This is a genomic window from Streptomyces liliiviolaceus (genome assembly GCF_018070025.1).
GTDB classification, from domain to species: Bacteria; Actinomycetota; Actinomycetes; order Streptomycetales; family Streptomycetaceae; genus Streptomyces; species Streptomyces liliiviolaceus.
In genome coordinates, this window is sequence record NZ_JAGPYQ010000001.1 from 3663957 (window position 1) to 3683132 (window position 19176).

Annotated in this window: 16 protein-coding genes; 10 read left to right on the top strand and 6 right to left on the bottom strand. The window is 70.5% G+C overall.

The window, feature by feature from the left end; genetic code table 11:
* Positions 1 to 5 precede the first annotated feature (5 nt).
* The 4 genes from J8N05_RS16005 to J8N05_RS16020 all read left to right on the top strand — a co-directional run bounded on the left by J8N05_RS16005 (position 6) and on the right by J8N05_RS16020 (position 3117).
* A complete protein-coding gene (locus tag J8N05_RS16005; RefSeq protein ID WP_210883465.1) occupies positions 6 to 740 on the top strand; it encodes a YggS family pyridoxal phosphate-dependent enzyme in 735 nt (244 codons plus the stop codon).
* 127 nt (positions 741 to 867) lie between these two features.
* On the top strand, positions 868 to 1509 hold the full coding sequence (locus tag J8N05_RS16010) for a cell division protein SepF (RefSeq protein ID WP_210883466.1): 642 nt from the start codon (positions 868 to 870) through the stop codon (positions 1507 to 1509).
* Positions 1510 to 1559: 50 nt separating this feature from the next.
* Positions 1560 to 1844 carry a YggT family protein gene (locus tag J8N05_RS16015; protein WP_107017493.1) on the top strand — a complete coding sequence of 95 codons (285 nt, stop codon included), beginning with the start codon at positions 1560 to 1562 and terminating at the stop codon, positions 1842 to 1844.
* Between the two features lie 55 nt (positions 1845 to 1899).
* A complete protein-coding gene (locus J8N05_RS16020) occupies positions 1900 to 3117 on the top strand; it encodes a DivIVA domain-containing protein (protein ID WP_210883467.1) in 1218 nt (405 codons plus the stop codon).
* A gap of 314 nt (positions 3118 to 3431) precedes the next feature.
* On the opposite strand, the gene ileS is transcribed toward J8N05_RS16020, so the two are convergent.
* Positions 3432 to 6596, bottom strand: a complete 3165-nt coding sequence (gene ileS / locus J8N05_RS16025) for an isoleucine--tRNA ligase (protein WP_210883468.1) — start codon at positions 6594 to 6596, stop codon at positions 3432 to 3434.
* A 608-nt stretch (positions 6597 to 7204) separates the two neighbouring features.
* On the opposite strand from ileS, the gene J8N05_RS16030 reads away from it, so the two are divergent.
* The 5 genes from J8N05_RS16030 to J8N05_RS16050 all read left to right on the top strand — a co-directional run bounded on the left by J8N05_RS16030 (position 7205) and on the right by J8N05_RS16050 (position 12276).
* Complete coding sequence (locus tag J8N05_RS16030; RefSeq protein ID WP_210883470.1) at positions 7205 to 8188, top strand: TraR/DksA family transcriptional regulator; 984 nt, start codon at positions 7205 to 7207, stop codon at positions 8186 to 8188.
* 114 nt (positions 8189 to 8302) lie between these two features.
* Positions 8303 to 8962 (top strand): signal peptidase II, encoded by a 660-nt coding sequence (gene lspA / locus J8N05_RS16035; RefSeq protein ID WP_210883472.1) that lies wholly within the window; start codon positions 8303 to 8305, stop codon positions 8960 to 8962.
* A gap of 82 nt (positions 8963 to 9044) precedes the next feature.
* A complete protein-coding gene (locus J8N05_RS16040) occupies positions 9045 to 9989 on the top strand; it encodes an RluA family pseudouridine synthase (protein WP_210883474.1) in 945 nt (314 codons plus the stop codon).
* Positions 9986 to 10468, top strand: a complete 483-nt coding sequence (locus J8N05_RS16045) for a GNAT family N-acetyltransferase (protein WP_210883476.1) — start codon at positions 9986 to 9988, stop codon at positions 10466 to 10468. The genes J8N05_RS16040 and J8N05_RS16045 overlap by 4 nt, the downstream gene beginning before the upstream one ends.
* 221 nt (positions 10469 to 10689) lie before the next feature.
* Positions 10690 to 12276 (top strand): Na+/H+ antiporter, encoded by a 1587-nt coding sequence (locus J8N05_RS16050; RefSeq protein ID WP_210883478.1) that lies wholly within the window; start codon positions 10690 to 10692, stop codon positions 12274 to 12276.
* 240 nt (positions 12277 to 12516) lie between these two features.
* Here the strand turns inward: J8N05_RS16050 and J8N05_RS16055 are convergent, their stop codons facing one another.
* Positions 12517 to 13650: a mechanosensitive ion channel family protein gene (locus tag J8N05_RS16055; RefSeq protein ID WP_210883480.1), complete on the bottom strand. Its 1134-nt coding sequence runs from the start codon at positions 13648 to 13650 to the stop codon at positions 12517 to 12519.
* 97 nt (positions 13651 to 13747) lie between these two features.
* On the opposite strand from J8N05_RS16055, the gene J8N05_RS16060 reads away from it, so the two are divergent.
* The gene (locus J8N05_RS16060; RefSeq protein WP_210883482.1) at positions 13748 to 14317 is read left to right on the top strand and encodes a dienelactone hydrolase family protein; all 570 of its coding nucleotides are present in this window, start codon (positions 13748 to 13750) and stop codon (positions 14315 to 14317) included.
* Positions 14318 to 14340: 23 nt separating this feature from the next.
* Here the strand turns inward: J8N05_RS16060 and J8N05_RS16065 are convergent, their stop codons facing one another.
* The 4 genes from J8N05_RS16065 to J8N05_RS16080 all read right to left on the bottom strand — a co-directional run bounded on the left by J8N05_RS16065 (position 14341) and on the right by J8N05_RS16080 (position 19050).
* On the bottom strand, positions 14341 to 16008 hold the full coding sequence (locus tag J8N05_RS16065; RefSeq protein WP_210883484.1) for an alkaline phosphatase D family protein: 1668 nt from the start codon (positions 16006 to 16008) through the stop codon (positions 14341 to 14343).
* Between the two features lie 109 nt (positions 16009 to 16117).
* On the bottom strand, positions 16118 to 16918 hold the full coding sequence (locus tag J8N05_RS16070) for a DsbA family protein (RefSeq protein ID WP_210883486.1): 801 nt from the start codon (positions 16916 to 16918) through the stop codon (positions 16118 to 16120).
* 45 nt (positions 16919 to 16963) lie between these two features.
* Complete coding sequence (locus J8N05_RS16075) at positions 16964 to 17650, bottom strand: hypothetical protein (protein ID WP_210883488.1); 687 nt, start codon at positions 17648 to 17650, stop codon at positions 16964 to 16966.
* 71 nt (positions 17651 to 17721) lie between these two features.
* A complete protein-coding gene (locus J8N05_RS16080) occupies positions 17722 to 19050 on the bottom strand; it encodes a DUF2252 domain-containing protein (protein ID WP_210883490.1) in 1329 nt (442 codons plus the stop codon).
* Positions 19051 to 19176 lie beyond the last annotated feature (126 nt).

Sequence of the window (19176 nt, forward strand, 5' to 3'; positions counted from 1 at the left end):
CGGGAATGACGGACCGCAGGAGCGAACTCGCCGGGAATCTGGCGGACGTGGAGGAGCGGATCGCCGCCGCATGCAAGGCGGCCGGACGCAAGCGCGAAGAGGTGACCCTGATCGTGGTCACCAAGACCTACCCCGCCGAGGATGTGCGGATCCTGTCGGAACTCGGTGTGCGGCACGTCGCCGAGAACCGTGACCAGGACGCGGCGCCCAAGGCCGCGGCCTGTTCCGATCTGCCCCTGTCCTGGCACTTCGTGGGCCAGTTGCAGACCAACAAAGTGCGTTCCGTGGTCGGTTACGCGGATGTCGTGCAGTCGGTCGACCGGGCCAGGCTCGTCACCGCCCTGTCCAAGGAAGCGGTACGGACCGAGCGCGAGGTGGGCTGCCTCATCCAGGTTGCGCTCGACGCGGAGCAGTCCGCGACGGGAAAGGGTGGACTGGGGGAGCGCGGTGGTGTAGGGGTCGAAGGCGTCGAGGAGTTGGGCGAACTCGTCGCCCGGGCGCCGGGTCTGAGGCTCGACGGACTGATGACCGTCGCTCCGCTCACCGGGCCGTACGCGGGGCGCGAACAGGCGGCGTTCGAGCGCCTGATGGATTTGTCGACTGACCTGCGCAGCGCCCATCCGGCTGCCAACATGGTCTCGGCAGGGATGAGTGCGGACCTCGAACACGCGGTGACGGCCGGAGCGACACATGTACGCGTCGGCACCGCGGTACTCGGCGTCCGCCCCAGGCTCGGGTAACGTCGCCAAGAAGTCGGACCACAGCAGAAAATATGGTCATTACCGCCGCTGGCGGGCAGACGACCTCGTGGATCGCGGGCACTTGGCAACAGTCAGCCGATCCACCACAGAGCGGAGGACTCAGAGCATGGCCGGCGCGATGCGCAAGATGGCGGTCTACCTCGGCCTCGTGGAGGACGATGGGTACGACGGCAGGGGCTTCGACCCCGATGACGACTTCGAGCCCGAGCTTGACCCGGAGCCCGAGCGGGACCGCCGACGGCATGAGCCGTCGCATCAGTCGCACCAGGCACACCAGTCCCAAAGGGACGAACCGGTACGAGTGGTGCATCCACCGGTGCAGCGCGAGCCCGTGTCCCATTCCGCTTCGCTGGGCGCGGAATCCGGCCGCCCGGCCCGCATCGCCCCCGTGGCGTCCATCACACAAGAACGCCAAAGCCTGGAGAAGAACGCACCGGTGATCATGCCCAAGGTCGTGTCGGAACGAGAGCCGTACAGGATCACCACGCTGCACCCCCGGACCTACAACGAGGCCCGTACCATCGGGGAACACTTCCGTGAGGGCACCCCGGTGATCATGAATCTGACCGAGATGGACGACACGGACGCCAAGCGACTTGTCGACTTTGCGGCCGGTTTGGTGTTCGGTCTCCACGGGAGCATCGAGCGGGTGACGCAGAAGGTGTTCCTGCTGTCTCCTGCTAACGTCGATGTCACGGCGGAGGACAAGGCTCGCATCGCAGAGGGCGGGTTCTTCAACCAGAGCTGAGACGCAGGACCGGAGCAGCAGGGAAACAGGGGAGAGGGACGCACGGAATCATGAGCGTGGTCGGGCAGGTTCTCTACGTCGTGCTGATGTGTTTCCTCATCGTGCTGATCTTCCGGTTGGTCATGGACTACGTGTTCCAGTTCGCCCGCTCATGGCAACCCGGCAAGGCGATGGTGGTCGTCCTGGAGGCGACTTACACTGTCACTGATCCACCGCTCAAGCTTCTGCGGCGGTTCATTCCGCCGCTACGTCTCGGGGGCGTGGCGCTCGACCTGTCCTTCTTCGTACTGATGATCATCGTCTACATCCTGATCTCCGTCGTGAGCCGGCTGTGAACGATACGGTCTTGCCGAACGCCGACGATGCCGACGACTACGTTGAGGTGAAGAGATGCCGTTGACCCCCGAGGACGTGCGGAACAAGCAGTTCACGACCGTCCGCCTCCGAGAAGGCTATGACGAGGACGAGGTCGATGCCTTCCTCGACGAGGTCGAAGCCGAACTGACCCGCCTGCTCCGCGAGAACGAGGACCTGCGCGCCAAGCTGGCCGCCGCCACACGCGCCGCCGCGCAGAACCAGCAACAGGGCATGCGCAAGCCTCCCGAACAGCAGGATCCCCAGCAACAGCAGGGTCCGCCACAGGGCATGCGCGGCGGTCCCGGCGCTCCTGTGCCCGCCGGCATATCGGGTCCGCCGCAGCAGCAGATGGGTGGCCCCATGGGCGGCCCGCCGCAGCTGCCGAGCGGTGCCCCGCAGCTTCCCGCGGGCCCCAGCGCCCAGGGCGGCCAGCAGGGTCCCGGTCAGATGGGTCCCGGCCAGATGGGCCAGGGTCCGATGGGCCAGGGCATGGGCCAGGGTCCGATGGGCCAAGGTGGCATGGGACAGGGTCCCGGCCCCATGCAGGGACAGATGCAGCAGCAGATGCCCCAGCAGATGGGCGGCCCGATGGGCGGTCCCATGGGTGGTCCGATGGGCGGGCACGGCCCGCAGATGGGACAGCCCGGTCAGGGCCCCGGTGGCGACAGCGCCGCCCGTGTGCTCTCGCTGGCCCAGCAGACCGCCGACCAGGCGATCGCCGAGGCCCGCTCCGAGGCCAACAAGATCGTCGGCGAGGCCCGCAGCCGCGCCGAGGGTCTGGAGCGCGACGCCCGTGCCAAGGCCGACGCCCTGGAGCGGGACGCGCAGGAGAAGCACCGCGTCGCGATGGGCTCCCTGGAGTCCGCCCGCGCCACGCTGGAGCGCAAGGTCGAGGACCTGCGAGGCTTCGAGCGCGAGTACCGTACGCGTCTGAAGTCCTACCTGGAGTCGCAGCTGCGCCAGCTGGAGACCCAGGCCGACGACTCGCTGGCTCCGCCGCGTACGCCGGCGACCGCCTCGCTTCCGTCGTCGCCGAGCCCGTCCATGGCTCCGGCCGGGGCGAGCGCGCCGTCCTACGGTGGCAACCCGATGGGCGGCCCCGGTCCCGGTGCGCCGTCCTACGGCGGCCAGCAGCAGATGTCGCCGGCCATGACCCAGCCGATGGCTCCGGTTCGGCCGCAGGGGCCTTCGCCCATGCAGCAGGCGCCGTCGCCGATGCGTGGCTTTCTGATCGACGAGGACGACAACTGACGGCCTCCCGTACGCCGTAGGCGTCGGCAGCGTTCAGGGCGGAGCCCCCGGTTTTCCGGGGGCTCCGCCCTTTTGCCGGGCGTCACGCCGAAGGCCCCGGGCCACCAGGAGTTCTGGTGGGCCGGGGCCTTCTTTTGGTGCTCGGTGCTGGTGCTCTGGTCACGGAGCTGTCGCGGGCCTGCGCTTGCAGGGTGCCGCTGCGCCCACCCGTGCCGCCCCTAGCGGCACGCATGCCCGCAGGGGGGGTGGGGGTGGGGGGCGGCCGCCCCCGCCCGCAGGCGGTGGGGGCGGCCGTGCCCGTACGCGGGTGGGGGTTAGGCCTTGCGGAGGTGGAACGTCAGGGACAGGGGGGCGTCCGTGAACGCGGGGCCGTAGGTGTCGTCCGGTTCGCCCTGGGCGAAGTCCGTGGCCAGGACCTCGTCCGAGATCAGCGCGGAGTGCTCGGTGAGCGCCGCGACGACCTTCGGGTCCGTGGACGTCCAGCGCAGGGCGATCCGGTCGGCCACGTCGAGGCCGCTGTTCTTGCGGGCCTCCTGGATCAGCCGGATGGCGTCCCGGGCCAGGCCCGCCTGACGCAGTTCCTCCGTCAGCTCCAGGTCGAGCGCGACCGTGGCGCCGGAGTCCGAGGCGACGGACCAGCCCTCGCGCGGGGTCTCCGTGATGATGACCTCGTCCGGGGCGAGCGTGACGGTCTCCCCGTCGACCTCCACCGACGCCGTGCCCTCGCGTAGGGCCAGGGACAGCGCCGCCGCGTCGGCCTCGGCGACGGCCTTCGCCACCGCCTGGACGCCCTTGCCGAACCGCTTGCCGAGCGCGCGGAAGTTCGCCTTCGCCGTCGTGTCGACCAGCGAGCCGCCCACCTCGGACAGGGACGCCAGCGAGCTCACGTTCAGCTCCTCGGTGATCTGCGCGTGCAGCTCACGGTCGAGGGAGCCGAAGCCGGTCGCCGCCACCAGCGCGCGGGACAGCGGCTGGCGGGTCTTCACACCGGACTCCGCGCGCGTGGCGCGGCCCAGCTCCACGAGACGGCGTACGAGCACCATCTGCTTCGACAGCTCCGGGTCGATGACGGACAGGTCCGCCTCCGGCCAGGTCGACAGGTGCACGGACTCCGGGGCGTCGGCGGACACCGGCACCACGAGGTCCTGCCAGACCCGCTCGGTGATGAACGGGGTCAGCGGGGCCATCAGCCGCGTGACCGTCTCGACGACCTCGTGCAGGGTGCGCAGGGCCGCCTTGTCGCCCTGCCAGAAGCGGCGACGGGACCGGCGTACGTACCAGTTCGACAGGTCGTCGACGAAGGCCGAGAGCAGCTTGCCGGCCCGCTGGGTGTCGTACGACTCCAGAGCCTGCGTCACCTGGTCGGTGAGCGCGTGGAGTTCGGACAGGAGCCAGCGGTCGAGGACCGGACGGTCCGCCGGGGCCGGGTCGGCCCCGCTGGGCGCCCAGCCCGCCGTGCGCGCGTACAGGGCCTGGAAGGCGACCGTGTTCCAGTACGTCAGGAGCGTCTTGCGGACGACCTCCTGGATGGTTCCGTGGCCCACGCGGCGGGCCGCCCAGGGCGAGCCGCCGGCCGCCATGAACCAGCGCACGGCGTCCGCGCCGTGCTGGTCCATCAGCGGGATCGGCTGCAGGATGTTGCCCAGGTGCTTGGACATCTTGCGGCCGTCCTCGGCGAGGATGTGGCCGAGACAGACCACGTTCTCGTACGACGACTTGTCGAAGACCAGCGTGCCGACGGCCATCAGCGTGTAGAACCAGCCGCGGGTCTGGTCGATGGCCTCCGAGATGAACTGCGCCGGGTAGCGGCTCTCGAAGAGCTCCTTGTTCTTGTACGGGTAGCCCCACTGCGCGAACGGCATCGAACCCGAGTCGTACCAGGCGTCGATGACCTCCGGCACGCGCGTGGCCGTCTGCCCGCAGCCGTCCTGGGGGCAGGCGAAGGTGACCTCGTCGATGAACGGGCGGTGCGGGTCCAGCTCCGACTGGTCGCTGCCCGTCAGTTCGGTGAGCTCCGCGCGGGAGCCGACGACGGTGAGGTGGTCGTCCTCGCAGCGCCAGATCGGCAGAGGGGTGCCCCAGTAGCGGTTGCGGGACAGCGCCCAGTCGATGTTGTTGTTCAGCCAGTCCCCGTAGCGGCCGTTCTTGACCGAGTCCGGGAACCAGTTGGTCCTCTCGTTCTCCTGGAGGAGCCGGTCCTTGACCGCCGTGGTGCGGATGTACCAGGACGGCTGCGCGTAGTAGAGGAGCGCGGTGTGGCAGCGCCAGCAGTGCGGGTAGCTGTGCTCGTACGGGATGTGCTTGAAGAGCAGACCGCGGTTGTGGAGGTCCTCGGTGAGCTGTTCGTCGGCCTTCTTGAAGAAGACACCGCCCACGAGGGGGACGTCCTCCTCGAAGGTGCCGTCGGGGCGCACGGGGTTCACGACCGGCAGCCCGTACTCGCGGCACACCTTGAGGTCGTCCTCACCGAAGGCGGGGGACTGGTGGACGAGACCCGTACCGTCCTCGGTGGTCACGTACTCCGCGTTGACCACGTAGTGGGCGGGCTCGTCCTTCGGGAACTCGACCAGCTCGAAGGGGCGCTGGTACGTCCAGCGCTCCATCTCGGCGCCCGTGAAGGACTGACCGGTGGTCTCCCAGCCCTCGCCGAGGGACTTCCCGACGAGCGGCTCGGCGACGACGAGCTTCTCCCGGCCGTCCGTCGCGACCACGTACGTCACATCGGGGTGCGCGGCGACCGCCGTGTTGGACACCAGGGTCCACGGGGTCGTCGTCCACACCAGGAGCGCGGCCTCGCCCGCGAGCGGACCGGAGGTGAGCGGGAAACGGACGAACACCGAGGGGTCGACGACCGTCTCGTAGCCCTGCGCCAGCTCGTGGTCGGACAGGCCCGTGCCGCAGCGCGGGCACCAGGGGGCGACACGGTGGTCCTGGGTCAGCAGCCCCTTGTTGAAGATCTCCTTGAGCGACCACCAGACGGAGTCGATGTACTCCGGGTCCATGGTCCGGTACGGGTCGTTCAGGTCGGCCCAGTAGCCCATGCGGGTCGTGAGCTCTTCGAAGGCGTCGGTGTGGCGGGTCACGGACTCACGGCACTTGGCGTTGAACTCGGCGATGCCGTACGCCTCGATGTCCTTCTTGCCGTTGAAGCCCAGCTCCTTCTCGACCGCCAGCTCCACCGGGAGGCCGTGGCAGTCCCAGCCGGCCTTGCGGCCCACGTGGTAGCCGCGCATGGTGCGGAAGCGCGGGAAGACGTCCTTGAAGACGCGGGCCTCGATGTGGTGGGCGCCCGGCATGCCGTTGGCCGTGGGCGGGCCCTCGTAGAACACCCACTCGGGGCGGCCCTCGGACTGCTCCAGGGTCTTGGCGAAGATCTTCTGCTCGCTCCAGAAGGCGAGCACGGCGTGCTCAAGAGCGGGCAGGTCGACCTGGGCCGGCACCTGGCGGTACTGCGGCTGTGTACTCGGCTGCGTATCCAACGAACTTCCTCCGGCGGACTTCTGCCTTCCGTCCGGAGGGACGAGAGCTGGGCTGTCACCTGCGCCGTGCGGCGCGCTCCCGCGGTACCACCCTCCTTGGCCCTCCGCCGCTTTCCGCACGGCGGTGAGCCCCCTCATTGGGGTCGCGATACCGGTTCTACCGGCCGCTGCGAGCTCGCTGCGGCTTTCTTCCGGCGGCTCCGGGGTGATCTTCGCGTCGCGCTCGCCCCCGGGCTCACACCGTCCCCGGGTCGCTCCTGGCCGCTTACGCCGCTACTCGTCCCCATCCACGCTTCTCGCTCCGCCCAGTGTACGGCGCCGGGCCGACAGCGGCCGACCGGATTTCCGGGGCCCGCGGGGGAGGCGCGGCGGTGCCTGGAAGCGGTGGGCACTGACCCGAATGCCGAGGCGCCGGTGTTCGCATCCTGGGACGGCCGACGCGGCGGATTACCCGGCGGGGAGCTGGGCACAACGCTTGCAGACTCGCTGCGCGGTACGCGCGGGGCGGGCGGACCGGGCGGCGTGCCCCGTTGCCGCGGGACTCAAGTCGATTTATCGTCCCAGCACGATTCGCGTGCAAGGTCACAAAATGTGAAGGGGCCGCGGCCATGGTGGCGAAGAAGACCGCCGTACAGCAGTCGGCGTCCGGCAGATCCATGGGGGCGGCTTCTACGGAGACGGCTCCTGCGAAAACGGCTTCTACGAAGAAGCCTCGTACGAAAACGGTCGCTACGAAGGCGGCTGCCGAGAAGGTGGCCGCCAAGAAGACCGCTGCCAAGAAGACGGTCGCCGCGAAGACGGCTGCCGCCAAGACGGCTGCCGCCAAGACGGCTTCCGCCCGGGCGGCGGTCCCCGAGGAGATGGACGCTTCCGCGGCGAAGGCCGTCGGCGGGACGGCGCCCGCGAAGACGGCCGGTACGCGGCCCGTCCCCGCGAAGGCGGCGAAAGCGGAGAAGGCGCAGAAGGCGGCCGGGAAGTCCGCCGCGCCGGTGAAGCGGGCGCCGCGCAAGGCGGCCGCCGCCAAGGGCACACGCACGGCCAGGAAGACGGTCGCTTCCGCGGCCGACGGAGCAGCGGCACAGGCCGCCGAGACGACGGGAGCCACGACGGTGGTTGCGAAGAAGACCTCTGGCACGGCCGCGGCGGCGGACAAGCCCACCGCGGTTCCCAAGGCGCGGGTGGCCGCGGCGGAACCGGGCGAGCTCGCGGTACGTCCCGGCGAGGATCCATGGACGCCGCAGGAGGCCGCGGAGGCGCGCGAGGAGCTGCTCTCCGAGGCCCTGCGGCTGCGGGCCGAGATCACGCACTCCGAGGAGTCCCTGGCGGGGCTGATGCGCGACTCCGGGGACGGCGCGGGCGACGACCAGGCGGACACCGGCACCAAGAACATCACGCGCGAGAGCGAGATGGCCCTCGCGGCCAACGCGCGGGAGATGCTGGAGCAGACCGAGCGCGCACTGGAGCGCCTGGACGCGGGCACGTACGGGCTCTGCGAGAACTGCGGCAACGCCATCGGCAAGGCCCGTATGCAGGCCTTCCCGCGGGCCACGCTGTGCGTCGAGTGCAAGCAGAAGCAGGAACGCCGCTACTGACGTCCCGCCGGTCGAACAGCGATCCGCCCGGTGTGCCTCCTGGGCACCTGACCGCGGCGGACCGTGCCGTACCCTCGTGCTCAGTCAGGCACCTAGGTCGAGGGACTTACTCACGTGGCAGAGGCGGAGCGCATCATCGGTACGCCGGATTCACCGGACACACCGGATACGCCGGAGACCCCGGGCACGGCGGAGGCCCCGGGCACGGCGGAGGCCCCGGGCACGGCGGAGGTCGAGCCGGAGCGGTCCGACAGCGGCGCGACCCCGGGCGAGGCCGCGGCGCCCAGGGGCAGGCGCCGGGTCGCCGTGCTCTTCACCGTCGCCGCCCTGGCGTACGCGCTGGACCTGATCAGCAAGCTGATCGTGGTCGCGAAGCTGGAGCACCACGAGCCGATCGAGATCGTCGGGGACTGGCTGAAGTTCGAGGCGATCCGCAACGCCGGCGCGGCCTTCGGCTTCGGCGAGGCCTTCACGATCATCTTCACGGTGATCGCCGCCGCCGTGATCGTGGTGATCGCCCGGCTCGCCCGCAAGCTCTACAGCCTGCCCTGGGCCATCGCGCTCGGCCTGCTGCTCGGCGGCGCCCTCGGCAACCTCACCGACCGGATCTTCCGCGCGCCGGGTGTCCTGGAGGGCGCGGTCGTCGACTTCATCGCACCCAAGCACTTCGCGGTCTTCAACCTCGCCGACTCCGCGATCGTCTGCGGCGGCATCCTGATCGTGCTGCTGTCCTTCCGGGGCCTGGACCCGGACGGCACCGTCCACAAGGACTGAGCAGGCCGCGGTACCGCCTGTGAGGGCCGGGGCGCACGGGCTGCCGTGAGCCGGTGTCTCACCCGTCCGGCATACTCGACGGGTGAGTACCGTTCCCGATATCCGTACCCTGCCCGTGCCCGACGGCCTGGAGGGCGAGCGTGTCGACGCCGCCATCTCCCGCATGTTCGGCTTCTCCCGTACGAAGGCCGCCGAGCTCGCCGCGGCGGGGAAGGTCACGGTCGACGGCTCGGTGGTCGGGAAGTCCGAGCGGGTCCACGGCGGCGCCTGGATGGAAGTCGAGATGCCGCAGGCGGCCCCGCCCGTGCAGATCGTCGCCGAACCCGTCGAGGGCATGGAGATCGTGCACGACGACGACGACGTGGTCGTGATCGTCAAGCCGGTCGGTGTCGCCGCGCATCCCAGCCCCGGCTGGTCGGGCCCGACCGTGATCGGCGGCCTCGCCGCCGCCGGGTACCGGATCTCCACCTCCGGCGCCGCCGAGCGCCAGGGCATCGTGCACCGCCTCGACGTGGGCACCTCGGGCCTGATGGTGGTGGCCAAGTCGGAGTACGCGTACACGTCGCTGAAGCGCCAGTTCAAGGAGCGCACGGTCGACAAGCGCTACCACGCGCTCGTCCAGGGCCACCCCGACCCGACCAGCGGCACCATCGACGCGCCCATCGGCCGGCACCCGAACCACGACTACAAGTGGGCGGTCACCGCCGAGGGCAAGCCCTCCGTGACCCACTACGACCTGATCGAGGCGTTCCGCGCCGCCTCGCTGCTCGACATCAAGCTGGAGACCGGGCGTACGCACCAGATCCGCGTCCACATGTCGGCGCACCGGCACCCCTGCGTCGGCGACCTGACGTACGGGGCCGACCCGACGCTCGCCAAGCGGCTCGGGCTCACCCGGCAGTGGCTGCAGGCCGTGCGGCTCGGCTTCGAGCACCCCGGGGACGGTCAGTGGGTCGAGTTCGAGGCCGGTTACGCCGACGACCTGCAGCAGGCGCTGGACCGTGTGCGGGAGGAAAGCAACGTATGAGTCCGTCGCCGAACCCGTCGCCCTACGTGGTGCGGGTCGCCGAGGACCCCGCCGACCGTGAGGCCTGCTTCGCGGTGCGCAAGGAGGTCTTCGTCGTCGAGCAGCAGGTCCCCGAGGACCTGGAGTACGACGCGTACGACGCCGTCGCCGTGCATGTGCTCGCCGTGGGCGAGGACGGGCTTCCGCTCGGCGCGGGGCGGCTGCTGTACGGGGAGGCGGCGGCCGGGGGGACCGGTGGGGAGGCCGGTGTCGGCGCGCTGGGGCGGCTCGCCGTCGTGAAGGCCGCGCGGGGGCTGGGCGTGGGGGTGGCGCTCGTGCGGGGCATCGAGGATGCGGCACGCGCGCGTGGGCTGGTGGCCGTGGATCTGCATGCGCAGACGCATGCGCTGGGGTTTTACGAGCGGCTGGGGTACGTGGCCTATGGGCCCGAGTTTCCCGACGCGGGGATTTCGCATCGGGCGATGCGGCGTCGTCTTTGACGGTTTGGGCGGGCTCGGGTTGTTCTTCGGGCGCCGGGCCGGTGGGGGCCGTTCGCGCAGTTCCCCGCGCCCCTGAAGGGCGCCCTTCGGGCGCTCCTGACAGGGCGCCGTCGGTGGGCGGAGTTCTCGGGGCAACGGGGCGTCTGCGTGTGGAAAGTGATTGCGGTGGCACGCTTGGGGTCTGGCCTGTTTTGACCGTCTAGACCCCTGGAGCCCTGAACGTGGACCAGCTGGCCCTGTTGTTCGTGCTGTTGCTCGGGGCCGTCGTCAGCGTTCCGCTGGGGGACCGCTTCGGGCTTCCCTCGCCGGTGCTGATGACCCTGCTCGGGATCGTGCTCGCCGTCCTCGACTTCGTACCGAACGTGGACATCCCGCCCGACCTGATCCTGCCCGCGCTGCTTCCGCCGCTGCTCTACGCCGCCGTACGGCGTACCTCGTGGCGGCAGTTCACCGCCAACAAACGGCCGATCTTCCTGCTCGCCGTGGCCCTCGTCTTCGTCACCACCGCCGTGGTCGCCGCGGTCGCCCACTCGATCGTGCCCGGCCTGCCGATCGCCGCCGCCGTGGCGCTCGGCGCGCTCGTGGCGCCGCCCGACCCGGTCGCGGCGACCGCCGTCGCGGGACAGCTCGGGCTGCCGCGCCGGCTGGTGTCGATCCTGGAGGGCGAGGGGCTGTTCAACGACGTGACGGCCATCGTGCTCTACCACGTGGCCATCGCCGCCGCGATCAGCGGCTCCTTCTCGGTGCAGGGCGCGGCACTCGACTTCCTGCTGTCCGCCGTCGTCGCGGTCGCCGTGGGGCTCGGGCTCGGCTGGGCCGCGAACCGGCTCATGGACTCGCTCGGGGACCCGACCCTGCAGATCAGTCTGACCCTGCTCGTGCCGTACGCGTCCTACGTGCTGGCGGAGGAACTGCACGGGTCCGGGGTGCTGGCGGTGCTGACCACGGCGTTGTTCCTGGCCGAGTACGCGAACAACGCCGACGACGTCATGACGCGGCTGGCCGGGCACACCTTCTGGAACATCGTCGACACGCTGGTCACCGGGGTGGCCTTCGGGCTCATCGGGCTGGAGCTGCACAACGCGATCCGCACGGCGTCGGGGCGCTGGGGGGAGATGCTCGGCTGGGCCGCCGCGATCGTGGGGGTCGTCGTGTTCGTACGGCTGCTGTGGCTGCTGCCGGCCACCTGGCTGACCAAGCGGTTGCACGCGAAGCGGGATCTCGACGAGGACATCCCGACGAGCTCGCGGGAGACCGTCGTCATGTGGTGGGCCGGGATGCGCGGGGTGGCGTCCGTCGCGCTGGCGCTGGCCATTCCGCTGGAGACGGAGAACGGGGGGCCGTTCCCCAACCGGGACGAGATGATCTTCATCGCGTTCGGGGTGATCATGGTGACGCTCGTGGTGCAGGGGCTGAGTCTGCCGTGGCTCGTGCGGAAGTTGGGCGTGCAGGCCGACACCGACAGCGAGAAGGAGTTCGAGAAGTCTCTTGCCGTGCGGGCGGCCAAGGCCGCGAAGCGGCGGTTGCGGGAGCTGGGGGAGACGGAGGATCTGTCCGACGAGCTGACCGAGCAGTTGCTGCGGCGGGCGTTCGACATCGGGTACCGGATCAGTCCGGACCTGGGGGAGGACGAGCGGCGGGAGGCGCATGAGCAGCGGGCCCAGCGGATCAAGCTGGTGCGGCGGGTTCAGGCGGAGATGTTGTCCGCGGCTCGGCACGAGGTGTTGGCCGCGCGCAGTGAGGCGGGGGCGAATCCGGAGGTCGTTGACCGGGTCCTGCGACATCTGGATGTGCGCAGCCTGAAGTAGGCGGGTCTGTGGCGGTCGTGGGTGGGTGCGGGCCCGGTGGGGGCTTGTCGCGCAGTTCCCCGCGCCCCTAAAAGACGAAAGACTGCGCAGTTCCCCGCGCCCCTTGTCAGGGGGCTGCGCCCCTGCTGACAAAAGGGCAGGGGCGCAGCCCCGCTCTTTTAGGGGCGCGGGGAACTGCGCGGCCAGCCCCCACCGGGCCCGCACCCGAGATCGGGCCGCACCCGAGGGTGTTCGGGAGGGTCAGCCGCGGCCCGTGCGCGGGGGTTCCACCATGCGGCCTCGGGGGGCGGCACGCGGACGGTGGGCGTCCGCGCCGCCGTTCGGATGCGTGATGCTCCCCGGCGGCAGAATCGCGTCGGCCGTGTTGACGCGAGGCAGGGCGTACGGGTGATGGACGGTCAGCCACCGCAGCATCTGCTCGCGGACGGTGACCCGCACCGTCCACACGTCGTCCGCGTCCTTCGCGGTGACCAGCGCCCGCACCTCCATCGTGCTGGGCGTGGAATCGGTGACCGCGAGACCGTAGTCGCGCCCGTCCCAGGCCGGGCATTCGCGCAGGATGTCGCGGAGCTTGTCGCGCATCTCCTCGACGGGCGCGCTGTGATCCAGGTGGAAGAAGACCGTCCCGGTCATCTGCACCCCGCCGCGGGACCAGTTCTCGAACGGCTGCGAGGTGAAGTACGAGACCGGCATCGTGAACCGGCGCTCGTCCCAGGTGCGCACGGTCAGGAAGGTGAGCGTGATCTCGTCGACCGTGCCCCACTCCCCGTTCACCACCACCGTGTCCCCGAGCCGCACCATGTCGCCGAAGGCGATCTGCAGCCCGGCGAACATGTTGCTGAGCGTGGACTGCGCGGCCACACCGGCGACGATGCCGAGGATGCCGGCCGAGGCGAGCAGCGAGGCACCGGCCGCGCGCATCGCCGGGAACGTCAGCAGCATGGCGGCGACCGCCACCACACCGACGACCGCGGAGACGACACGCTGGATCAGCGTCACCTGCGTACGGACCCGGCGGACCCTGGCCGGATCGCGGTGGGCGTGCGCGTAACGGGAGTACGAGGACTCGACGATCGCCGTGGCGATCCGCACCATGAGCCAGGCCGCGGAACCGATGAGGACCAGGGTCAGGGTCTGGCCGATCCCCGCGGAATGCTCGGGCGCGATGTGCGCCTGGTCGTACAGCCCTCTCAGCATCGCGGCGCACAGCACGAACTGCAGCGGAAGACGGCAGCGGCGCAGCAGGCCCCACAGCGGGACCTGGGGGTGGCGTTGATCGGCGCGTCGCAGCAGCAGGTCGACCAGCCAGCCGACGAGCAGCGTCACCACGAGCGAGCCGCCGATCACGATCAGCGGGCGAAGCACGTTCTCCATGCCTTCGACCGTAACCGGCCCCGGGGGGTCACTAACCTGTGGCCCCGGTCATATCTGGGGCGAACGCGTTGTCAGTGGCGGCTGGCACCATGGATCCATGAACATCATGCTCTTCCATTCGACCTTCGGTCTGCGGCCCGCGGTGCGGGACGCGGCGGACCGCCTGCGCGCGGCCGGACACGAGGTGTGGACGCCCGACCTCTTCGGGGGGCGCACCTTCGAGACCGTCGAGGAGGGCAGGGTCTTCAAGGACGAGCTGGGCAAGGAGGAGTTGCTCAAGCGCGCCATCCTGGCCGCGGCGCCCTACTCGGAGCGGGGGCTCGTCTACGCCGGGTTCTCGCTGGGCGCGGCGACCGCGCAGACCCTGGCGCTCGGTGACGACAAGGCCCGCGGACTGCTGCTCCTGCACGGCACGTCCGACATCGCGGAGACCGCCTCGGTGGACGGGCTGCCGGTCCAGCTGCATGTCGCGGAGCCGGACGCCTTCGAGCCCGACGACTGGCTGACCGCCTGGTATCTGCAGATGGGCAAGGCGGGGGCCGACGTGGAGGTCTACAGATACGCGGGCGCCGGACACCTCTACACCGACCCCGGTCTCCCGGACTACGACGAGGAGGCCGCCGAGGCCACCTGGCGGGTGGCACTCGGCTTCCTCGAAACGCTGTAGCGCCGACCGGTGCCTGACCGGGATCAGACCGGGTCGTACGTCCGCTCGACCTTCTGTGTGCCGCTGCGCGTGCGGTACGAACGGGTCCAGGCCGCCGTCGCGTTCGTGGTCGTACGGTCGGAGAGGACGTAGTAGTCCATCTGCGCCCGCTCGGCGGTGAGGTCGAGGACGCCGTAGCCGTGATGGTCGGTGTCGACCCAGTGGACATGCCGGTTGGCGGCGCGGATCACCGGTGACGCCAGGGCCGAGACCGTGCCCTCGGGCACCTTGACGAGGTCGTCGAGGTTGTCGGAGGTCACCGAGGTGACGACGAACTCGGTGGCGGCGGAGGCCGACAGCGGATACGTACCGGCGTTGTCGGGCACGTCGTTGGCCCAGGCCATGTGGATGTCGCCGGTGAGGAAGACCGTGTTGCGGATCGCGTTGTCCCGCAGGTGCGCGAGGAGTTCGCGGCGGTCGTCGGTGTAGCCGTCCCACTGGTCGGTGTTGAGGGCGAGGCCCTCCTTGGGCAGGCCGAGCAGTTCGGCGAGGGGCTTGAGGAGTTCGGCGGAGAGCGAGCCGATGGCGAAGGGGGCGATCATCACGGAGTTGCCGACCAGCCGCCAGGTGGTGTCGGAGGAGCGCAGGCCCGCCTTCAGCCAGTCGAGCTGCGCCCGGCCCGTGAGCGTACGGTCCGGGTCGTCCACCGTGCCGTTGCCGACCTTGACCTGCTGCGAGCGGTACGAGCGCAGGTCGAGCAGGGAGAGGTCGGCGAGCCTGCCGAAGCGCAGCCGCCGGTAGGTGGTGCCCTCGACGGCGGGGCGGACCGGCATCCACTCGAAGTAGGCCTGCTTGGCGGCGGCCTGACGGGCGGACCAGGTGCCCTCGGCGCCCTCGGTGTGGTTCTCGGCGCCGCCCGACCAGGCGTCGTTGGCGAACTCGTGGTCGTCCCAGATCGCGATGACCGGAGCCGCCGCGTGCAGGGCCCGCAGGTCGGGGTCGGTCTTGTAACGGCCGTGCCGGGTGCGGTAGTCGGCGAGGGTGACGATCTCGTGCGCCGGGGCGTGCGGGCGTACGACCGTGTCCCGCGTCGCGTACTCGCCGGTGCCGTACTCGTAGATGTAGTCGCCCAGGTGCAGCCAGGCGTCCAGGTCGCCGCGCGCGGCCAGGTGCCGGTACGCCGAGAAGTAGCCGGCCTCCCAGTTGGCGCAGGACACCACCCCGAAGCGCATCCCGGCCACGGCCGCGTCGTGGGCGGGGGCCGTGCGGGTGCGGGCGGGCGGTGAGTCGGTGCCACCGCTGGAGAAGCGGAACCAGTAGTCGGTGGCGGGCAGCAGGCCGCGGACGTCCGCCTTGACGGTGTGGTCGGAGGCGGCGGTCGCGGTGGTGGAGCCCTTCGCGACGATCGTCGTGAACGCCTTGTCCGTGGCCACCGTCCAGCCGACCTCGACGTCCGGGCCGACTCCGGAGCCCGGGGTCGCCCCGGCGGTGGGCGTCACCCGCGTCCACAGGAGGACGCCGTCCGGCAGCGGGTCGCCCGAGGCGACGCCGTGCAGGAACGCGGGGGCCTCGGCGGCGCGGGCCGGCAGCGCCGCGGCGAGCGGGGCCCCGAGCACGGCGGTGGCCGCGGCCGCCTTGACCACCGTACGGCGGCTCGGGGCGGGGGAGTCGGGGCCGGAGGGGCTGGTGTGGGATCTGATGCGACTGGTCACGGCCGGTCACATTACTGATGGGTAGGGCTTTCTGTAAGGCGAAATGCGTGAAGGGCGGGCGAACGCGGAAAGTTCGCCCGCCCTCACGGAAGGTGCCGCCCGGAAGGCGTTACTCGGTGACGCCCGCGTCCTTGAGCGCCTTCTGCCAGTCGGCGACCGTGCTCGGGTTCGTGATCACCTTGTCGTTGATCTTGATGGTCGGCGTCGAGTCGACACCCTTGGCGTCGTCGAACGTCTTGCTCATCCTCATCGCCCAGGCGTCGTACGTGCCCTTGTTGACGGCGTCCTGGAACTTCTTGTTGTCCTTCAGCGCGTCCACCGTGTTCGCCACCTTGATCAGGTAGCTGTCCTTGGCGAGGTCGTCGGTCGTCTCCTCCGGGTGGTACTTCGTGGAGTACAGCGCGGTCTTGTACTCCAGGAAGGCCTCGGGGCTGACGTTCAGCGCGGCGCCGAGCGCGCTCACGCCGTTCTTCGAGCCCTCGCCGCCGAGGTTGCCGTCGAGGAACGTGCCGAGGGTGAAGGAGAGCTTGTAGTCGCCGTCCGTCATGCCCTTGTTGACGGTCTCGCCGACCGTCTGCTCGAAGGAGGCACAGGCCGGGCAGCGCGGGTCCTCGTAGAGGTGGACCGTGTTGTCGGTCTTGGACTCGCCGATGACGACGGTCGAGCCGTTCTTGCCGCTGGTGTTGGCGGGGGCGACGACCTTCGCGTCGGCCGCCGCGTCCCACTTCGAGGGCTCGTTGTTCTGTACGACGGCGTAGCCGATGCCGCCGGCTATCGCGAGGACCGCGACGATCGAACCGGCGACGACGATCTGCCGCTTGGCCTTGTCGCGCTTGGCCTGCCGCTCGCGCTCGATGCGCAGCCGCTCACGGGCCGCCGACTTCGAGGCCTGGCTGTTCCGCTTGCTCATGATGGGTTCTCCGTGGGTGTGACAGATGTACGGGGACTGGTGTGCTTAGGCGGTGACGGCCCAGCACGGCGGTCCACGCCGTCCCATCGAGTGCACGAAGAGCCGCGTACGCGTGGCGGCGACCCGGCGCGTGGGCCGCGGCAGCCGGCGCACCGGAGTGAGATGCACGGTCACCGCGGCGACCGCGACCAGCAGCGGCCGGAAGGTGGCGGCGGCCATCGCGTCCAGGAGCTGGGCCAGGGCCCGCTCGCCGCGGCGCAGCCAGGCGGCGGCGAGGAGGCCGACACCGATGTGCGCGCCGAGCAGCAGCCAGGCGGCGCCCGGGTCGGCCTGCGCGAGCAGGGCCGCGGCGGGAGTCGTCTCGCCGCCCGTCACGCGGGCCAGCGGGGTGCCGACCTCGCCGCCCCCGCAGAGCACGTCGAGACCGACCGAGCGCAGCGGGCCCGCGACGGGGCCGCCCGCCTTGCCGTAACAGGCGTGCTGGCCCGCGGTGAACAGCGTGTCGGCGGTCAGTTCCAGCGGGATCAGCAGGGCCGCGATCCGTCCGAAGCCGCGCTCGCGGCCCGCCAGCGCGTACGCGACGACGAAGACGGCTCCGGCGAGTGCGGCCACGGTGGCCAGCGGCAGGGGGACCCGGGACAGCAGCACGTGCGACGCGGTGCTGAGCGTCACGACCAGTGCCGTGAACAGCGCCGCGCGCACGGCTCTGAGCTGGGTCCCTGATATGTCCATGGTTCCGAAGAGTCTGTCACGTACTCCTGTAAGGGACCCCTAAAGGGATCCTGTGGGTGGCACGCGGGCGGCTACAGGCCCGGGATCCGGCCGTTGCGGTACAGGTCCACGAAGATCTGGTGGTCCTCACGCGCGCGTGCCCCGTACTCGTGCGCGAAGTCGACCAGGAGGTCGCCGAAGTTCTCCTCGTCGCCCGCGATCGCCGCGTCGATGGCGCGCTCGGTGGAGAACGGCACCAGCTCCGAGTGGCCGCTCTCGTCGTCCGCGGCGGCGTGCATGGTGGCGGTGGACCGGCCGAGGTCGGCGACGACCGCCGCGATCTCCTCCGGGTCGTCGATGTCGCCCCAGTCCAGGTCCACCGCGTACGGCGAGACCTCGGCGACCAGCTGGCCCGCGCCGTCCAGCTCGGTCCAGCCCAGCCACGGGTCGGCGTGCGCCTGCAGGGCACGTTGCGAGATCACCGTGCGGTGGCCCTCGTGCTGGAAGTACTCGCGGATCGAGGAGTCCGTGATGTGCCGCGAGACGGCCGGGGTCTGGGCCTGCTTGATGTAGATCACCACATCGTTCTCCAGGGCGTCGGTGGCGCCCTCCAGAAGGATGTTGTACGAGGGCAGCCCGGCCGAGCCGATACCGATGCCGCGGCGGCCCACGACGTCCTTCACCCGGTACGAGTCGGGGCGGTCCAGGGACGACTCGGGCAGCGTCTCCAGATAGCCGTCGAAGGCGGCCAGGACCTTGTAGCGGGTGGCCGCGTCCAGCTCGATGGAGCCGCCGCCCGGCGCGAAACGGCGCTCGAAGTCGCGGATCTCGGTCATCGAGTCGAGCAGCCCGAAACGGGTCAGCGAGCGCGCGTCCCGCAGGGCGTCCAGCAGGGGTCCCTGGGCGGTGTCCAGCGTGAAGGGCGGCACCTCGTCGCTCTTGGCGCCCGTCGCCAGGGCGTGGATGCGCTCCCGGTACGCCACCGCGTACGTCCGGACCAGGGAGGTGATCTGCTCGTCGCTCAGCGCCTTCGCGTAGCCGATCAGGGCCACGGAGGCCGCGAGGCGCTTGAGGTCCCAGGTGAACGGGCCGACGTACGCCTCGTCGAAGTCGTTCACATTGAAGATCAGCCGGCCCTGGGCGTCCATGTACGTGCCGAAGTTCTCCGCGTGCAGGTCGCCGTGGATCCACACCCGGGAGGTGCGCTCGTCCAGGTAGGGGCCGCCCCGCTTCTCCTGCTCCAGGTCGTGGTAGAAGAGCCCTGCCGTCCCGCGGTAGAACGCGAACGCCGAAGCCGCCATCTTCCGGAACTTCACGCGGAACGCGGCCGGATCGGCGGCCAGCAGATCGCCGAAGGCGGTGTTGAAGACGGCGAGGATCTCTTCGCCGCGCTGCTCGGCGCTGAGCTGCGGAACCGACATCGCTGGGTGCCTCCTGGTGCAGGTGGTGCATGACGAGTGGGACGGAATGTGCGGCCCGCCGGAGCGGTTGTCTCCGTCATCCTCCAACGGACGGGGGTGCACGGGAGTGCCCGTTTACCGTCCGAT